This is a genomic window from Methanomassiliicoccales archaeon (assembly GCA_038850735.1).
Classification (GTDB): Archaea; Thermoplasmatota; Thermoplasmata; order Methanomassiliicoccales; family JACIVX01; genus JACIVX01.
In genome coordinates this window covers 1-6,501 of the sequence record JAWCLO010000021.1, presented here as the reverse complement: position 1 = coordinate 6,501, position 6,501 = coordinate 1, and the positions used below count along the sequence as shown (strand labels likewise).

Annotated in this window: 5 protein-coding genes; 3 read left to right on the top strand and 2 right to left on the bottom strand. The window is 41.7% G+C overall.

Annotated elements, in window-relative coordinates; genetic code table 11:
* From QW087_08125 to QW087_08115, 3 genes are all read left to right on the top strand, one after another.
* Positions 1–322, top strand: a 322-nt coding sequence (locus QW087_08125; GenBank protein ID MEM2944691.1) for a DUF2085 domain-containing protein, incomplete at its 5' end; no start/stop codon positions are given.
* 334 nt (positions 323–656) lie between these two features.
* Complete coding sequence (psmB, locus tag QW087_08120; GenBank protein ID MEM2944690.1) at positions 657–1,301, top strand: archaeal proteasome endopeptidase complex subunit beta; 645 nt, start codon at positions 657–659, stop codon at positions 1,299–1,301.
* 53 nt (positions 1,302–1,354) lie between these two features.
* Entirely contained in the window at positions 1,355–3,265 is a 1,911-nt protein-coding gene (locus QW087_08115; protein ID MEM2944689.1) for a beta-CASP ribonuclease aCPSF1, read from the top strand.
* Here QW087_08115 and twy1 read toward each other — a convergent pair whose 3' ends face one another.
* Positions 3,266–4,198 carry a 4-demethylwyosine synthase TYW1 gene (twy1, locus tag QW087_08110; GenBank protein ID MEM2944688.1) on the bottom strand — a complete coding sequence of 311 codons (933 nt, stop codon included), beginning with the start codon at positions 4,196–4,198 and terminating at the stop codon, positions 3,266–3,268.
* Positions 4,199–4,221: 23 nt separating this feature from the next.
* Positions 4,222–5,670 (bottom strand): replication factor C large subunit, encoded by a 1,449-nt coding sequence (locus QW087_08105; protein ID MEM2944687.1) that lies wholly within the window; start codon positions 5,668–5,670, stop codon positions 4,222–4,224.
* Positions 5,671–6,501: the final 831 nt, after the last annotated feature.

Genomic DNA, 6,501 nt, shown 5'->3' with positions numbered 1-6,501 from the left:
ATACTGTCATCAGAAGTCTGAAAGGTCTTATTTTGTAAATGGCAACCAAATGCCTTTTTGTTCCCGGGACGTCGGGATATTTATTGGCCTTTTTTTGGGAATGGTTGCTTCATTACTAATGCCAGGATTTAAGATAACGCTTCCATCATTCCTTTTGCTTTTTCTTCCGTTAGCTGTAGATGGCTCTCTGCAGTTGTTGACAAATTACGAATCGATCAATATTCTGAGAGTTGTTACCGGTATTTTTGCTGGCACAGCTGTTTCTTTTCTTATTTCTATGCTGCTTGATGAGCTGCTTGAAAAGCAAAGGAAAAGAGAATAGTGGGTTGAATAAGAGAAACTTATAGGCAATAGATCGAGTCTCTGGAATTGCCTCGTGCTGCATTTCAAACCACAAAAAGTTGCATGATTTCAAGATTTTCTTCAAAACGTAAATTCATTCTATTCGTCAACAGTCAAAAATGTTTCCAAACGATCATGGTTTTCAATGAAGATGGACGGAAAAGTAATATCATTGGAGAAATCACGAGCCTCAAACGTCTGATATTCTCGTGTTAAAGCATCAAAAATCAATAAATTATATATATGAGTCGTCTCATTCGAGAAACCAACAGAAATCTATCTTTTGAACAGCTGATTTTGGAAGGTGTAATGTGATGGAAAGTGAACAGTTGAAGAAGGGTACAACGACAATTGGAATAGTCAGCGCTGATGGCGTCGTGCTGGCATCTGAGCACAGAGCAACGATGGGTAATATTATTGCACACAAGGAAGTTCAAAAAGTATTCAAGATTGATGATAACTTGGGACTCACTGTCGCAGGTCTGGTTGGTGATGCTCAGCTTCTTGCAAGGTACCTTCGAGCGGAAGTCGAGCTTTATAAACTAAAAAGAGGTGTTCCGATGTCCGTGAAATCCGCAGCAACCCTTCTTTCCAACATACTGCGAAGTGGAGGAGGGATCGGCGGGTATTATTATGTTGGATTGATTATTGGCGGCATCGATAGAACTGGAGGACACGTTTTTGGGGTAGATGCCGCTGGTGGATCTATACGGGATGATTACGTTTCCGTAGGATCTGGATCGCCGTTCGCATACGGTGTTCTTGAGGATTACTATCGCAAGAATCTTACGATGAATGAAGCAATTGATATCGCAATCAGAGCACTCAATGCCGCAATGAAGCGCGATTCTGCGAGTGGTGATGGAATGACTGTTGTGACTATCGGAAAGGATGGCTACAGAGAGCTTTCTCCCGGAGATATCAAGAGCAGGATGGCGCTACTGGGCATTGAGGCGTAACTAGCTCACTCTATTGCTGGCTTTCGGCCAACTGTTTAAAGTGTGATACGAGCATGAGCATGGACAAAATACTTGAGGAAATAAGAGCGCAGGTCAGGAAGATTGTACCCCCTGATATTGAAATTACTTCTGTTGACTTGGAGGGCCCACTAGTAGTTGTATATACAAAGAATATGGAAATATTCGCCACCAACAACGATATAGTGAAGCAGCTTGCCCAGGCACTGAGAAGGAGGGTGGCAATCAGACCCGATCCAACAATGCTTGCGGATCCAGAAATTGTTGAGCAGAAGCTGAGGCAAATCATTCCGTCAGAAGCTCAAGTCACGGATATTTATTTCGAGCATGAAACTGGAGAGGTCACGATCGAAGCCGGAGCGCCTGGCATAGTTATCGGTAAACAGGGAACGTTGCTCAACGAGATTAAGAAAGAGGTTGGATGGGCACCCAAAGTCGTCCGCGCTCCACCGATCCCGTCCAAGACAGTCTCAGAAATCAGATACTACTTGCGCCATATTCAAAATGAGCGCAAGGAGTTTCTCAAAAAAGTGGGAAGACGCTTGATGAGAACCCGACTAGAAGGAGATACGTGGATTAGAATGACAGCGCTTGGAGGGTTCAGAGAAGTCGGCAGGAGCGCTGTGCTTCTCTCAACCCGTGAGAGCAAAATTCTGATTGACTGTGGCGTGGATGTCTCAGATCCCAATAATGGATCTCCCTATTTCAACGCTCCAGAGATCCAACCAATCGATTCGATCGATTGTGTTGTAATTACTCATGCACATCTTGATCATTGCGGATTGCTTCCAGCATTGTATAAGTATGGTTATGATGGGCCAGTGTATTGCACGCCTCCAACTAGGGATCTCATGTCGCTTTTGCAGCTCGATTATATCAGGGTATCCTTTGGAGAAGGCAAAAAGAGCCCATATGAATCATCACATATTAGGGAAGTTGTAGCACATTGTATTCCGCTCAAATATGGTGAGACCACCGATATTGCACCAGATGTCAGGCTCACTTTCCAAAATGCTGGACACATTCTTGGATCCGCTGTCGCTCATTTTCACATAGGTGATGGTCTGTATAATATTGCGTTTACTGGTGATATGAAATTTGAGCGCACGTGGCTTTTTAATGCTACTGTCAACAAATTTCCTAGACTTGAAACGCTTGTTATTGAGGCCACATACGGTGGTCACCATGATATCCAGCCATCTCGAACGGAAGCTGCCAATCAACTCAAGGGGATTGTGGAGCGCACACTTTCAAAAAGCGGAAAGGTTCTCATACCCGTATTTGCGGTTGGGCGTTCTCAGGAAGTCATGCTTGTGTTGGAGGAATTTATGAGAACTTCGAAAATACCAACAGTTCCCGTTTACCTCGATGGTATGATATGGGAAGCGACCGCAATTCATACCGCTTACCCAGAATATTTGAATAGCCAGCTTCGCACCCAGATATTTCAGATGGGTCAAAATCCATTCTTATCCGAGATCTTTAAGCGCGTAGACAGCAATGAAATGCGCGAGAAAATTTGCCACGACCCTGATCCTTGTGTTGTACTCGCAACGAGTGGCATGATGAATGGTGGCCCAGTCATAGAGTATCTAAGAGCGTGGGCCGACGATGAGAAAAATTCACTGGTATTCGTGGGTTACCAGGCAGAAGGTACGCTCGGTAGGAAGATTCAAAAAGGTTGGACAGATCTAACTCTTACTGAAAAAGGAAAGCCAATTAACATTCAATTGAAAATGGCTGTCGAAACGGTAGATGGTTTCTCAGGTCATTCTGACAGAAGGCAACTGATGAATTATGTTTCATCACTTGATCCAAAACCTGAGCGGATTATTGTTTGTCACGGCGAAGAACATAAATGCGTTGATCTTGCCAGCTCACTCTACAAAAAATTCAATGTAGAAACGAAAGCTCCAATGGATCTGGAGACTATCAGACTAAAATGATCATTCCAGTCCTTGCAATATTGTTTTTTTATGCTTTTCGCCAAGAAGAACCACCCTGCTGTCTTTCTTTTCCTTTAGGATTTCGAGACCCAAAATCATTCCAAGTCGTCTAGCAAAATCTTTGATCGATGAATGCAATGGCATGTTTGAGAGGTTCAATCGCTGTCTTGACTGGCCTACGAATACGTATCCCTTTGGTTCGATGAATGTTGGATCAGCAAGTTCATCGAGCTTTGCGTATTCGTCTTCCCAACCTATATTCCAATCCTGAACGAGTGTGTGACGAATCACCTTTCTGGTATCTAGCGATGGTAATAATTCAAGAGTTCTTTTCAGGCGCTTCCATCCGTCAGGCAATTTTGGTATACATACTCTCTTGTATATTTCCTCGTTAGGGGCAGCGACAGTCACGTAAAGCTGCGTTGGTAGAGGATAGAGGTTCTCCAGAACATTCGGCATAGTTCCATTTGTAACGAGAAATGTCGTCAGTCCTCTCTTGTGACATATTTCAATAAAATCGCTAAGATATGGATACATTGTTGGCTCACCAGCTAAAGAAATTGCAACATGTTTTGGATTTCGTGCCTCTTCCCATCTCTTAATCTCACACCTTTCGTCACCCTTGAAGCCAGAGACCAATAGTTTTTGTTGATTTAAAAGGGCATCAAGCATGTCCTCCGGCTCACTCCATTGCTCTGGAAGCGACTCGAATCCCTGAACGCGCCAGCAAAAAATACAATTCTGAGTGCACATATTCACTACTGGCGTCATCTGCAAACACCGGTGTGACTTGATACCGTAAAATTCCTGCTTATAACAGTACCTATTCCTTAGAAGACTTTCTCTGACCCAATGGCACAATTTTACAGCCGCATGATCGCCGTATAATCTGTATTGTTGTTTCTCCAGAATGGTCCTTAATTCCGGTTTCATTTGCAACACCGTAACTGATGCGCTCAGTATTCAAAAAGACTCCGTTGCGTCGTTGATAAATTGCTATCTATGCTTTCAGCCCTATTTCCCTCACCGGATTTCATAGGTTCGATATCATTGATCCTCTCAACTGGTACGGATTTCGTTCCAAGAACCTTCTGAACGTCGGTCAATACATGCTTAACTGCATTAGAATCGATTTTCTCGTCTAATAAGAATGCAATTTCCTCAGCGTCCAGTTGAAGTTCTAAGGAAGTCGCGATTCTGAAATCTTTATTCTTTCGATAAATGTATTGAAAATGTGGAAGGATCTCATCCCTTGCAGTATAGACGGAACAGTGGCATAGCGACCCCAGTTTTGTAGCAATGCCATCGCGAACATTTCTTAAGCTTCTTGATCTAGACATTTTCATTAGGTAGAGCGGGAATCTGTATTTCACGTATTCTTTGTACTTTTTTTTCTTTGCACTGCATATACCAAAACTCATGAGATCAATGGAGTATGACCAGAAACCATAGTATTGGCGTCTCAAGACTCGTCCGAGATATACGTCTGCCCTCGCAAGAATCAAATATGCCTCATATAGGTCCGATGGATCTCTATATTCTAAAGGAACATTCTCATCAATCCACAAAAGGACATGCTCTGGCTCTTCGTTAACCTCCGAAAACATAGATCTAGCTCTTGATGGATTTGATCCATGTAAGACTTCGGTAATGAGATCATACAGCGATTTTGTGATGAGTCTTTCACTTAGCACTGCCGTATCTTTGTCCGTAACTTCCTTCTTGCCGAGTGCTATTGCCTGAAAATCTCTTATAGCAGATCTCAGGTCACCATTTGAATTAGCAGAAATTAAATCGATCGCCCGTTCACTGACAATAATCCCTTGCTCTTTAGCTATTTTTTTGAGAACCGATTTGATCGTATTGGGCTGAATTCTATTGAATCTAATCTGTTTGCTATGCGATTTGATGATCTCGCTTTTCTTGCTCAATGCATAGAAATCATTGACGATAAGAATCACTGGCTGTTTAGTTGACTTGATAAGATCAATGATTGCAGGAACCCCACCGTAATCCTCCTTGCCGAATATATTGTCTGCTTCATCAAGTATTATGAGTTTCAAACATCCATCTTTGGATGAGAGAAACTCACCCTCGTCTGTAAATGTATCAGCTAATGCCCCTCGAAGTGCAATCCTTTTTATAGCTTCTGCGTTGCGCTGGTCCGAAGCGTTCATCTCTATGACGCCCCATCCGAAATCATTGGCGAGGGCAAGTGCAGCACTGGTTTTGCCAGTTCCTGGGCTACCTATCAGGACAGCGACTTTTTTTTCTGGCTCCCCGCTTTCCCAAGAAATTGCCCACTCTTTCAATTCCTGTATTGCCTTCGGATTACCGACAACTTCGTCTAATTTTGTGGGTCTATATAATTCCGTCCAGTCGGTTCCTTTTTCGAGATCTTTCATTTCAATTTTAAAAGAAGGAAGTATTGGATATATAAAAGAACACCCTGATAGCGAGATAAAAGTGATTTATGAATAATTCTTGTTATTTCAATTGGGTATAACGTTTGATTTTTTTCGTAAGTAAAGATACATGTTTAACAAATTGAAATATTTACTATACAAATACCAATTGCGCCATGACGGTTATACAAACAGGGAAAATGAATTTCGAGTCGGAGGGATAAATAGTGCTGATTCATTCCACATTATGGTAATTATTCTAGATTTATAATGCGCATTGTGGTTGAAATCTATTGTTAGCCAAACGACAGATCAACAACGTCAGAAAATGATAATTATGATTGTTTTTAATTTAGCGACTTATCCAGAAGTTTGCATATTTCTTTCTTATATTTTGCTCATAAGATAAAAGCGTTCAAATGGAATACTCTTTTTATGATAAAAAATTGCGCATGAATCATTACTTATGCAATTTTTAATGTATATATCGAAACAACGCCTCTTGCCCTGCGAGACACTTCTTTGCGTTTATACAATAAACGTCATCAAAATAGGACCAGATTCAATTTTCTTTCTCTTGTTGAAACCTAGCCTTCTAATGAAAAATCCCCTAAAAGATGCCACCGTAACACTATGATTGCAGATTGGTTGCACAAAGCTATGGCATTTTATCTGAATATAATTAGGGATGTAAGTAGCAATGTAGGTAGTTTTGCATTGGATGTCGGGTCTGCTAAGTATCAAGAATTACCATGTGCTCTTGGTTTATAGTAGAAAATTTCAATGCCTCTGCTTCAGGGCTAATCAAAGCGTTTTTTCTCCATCAGTTGT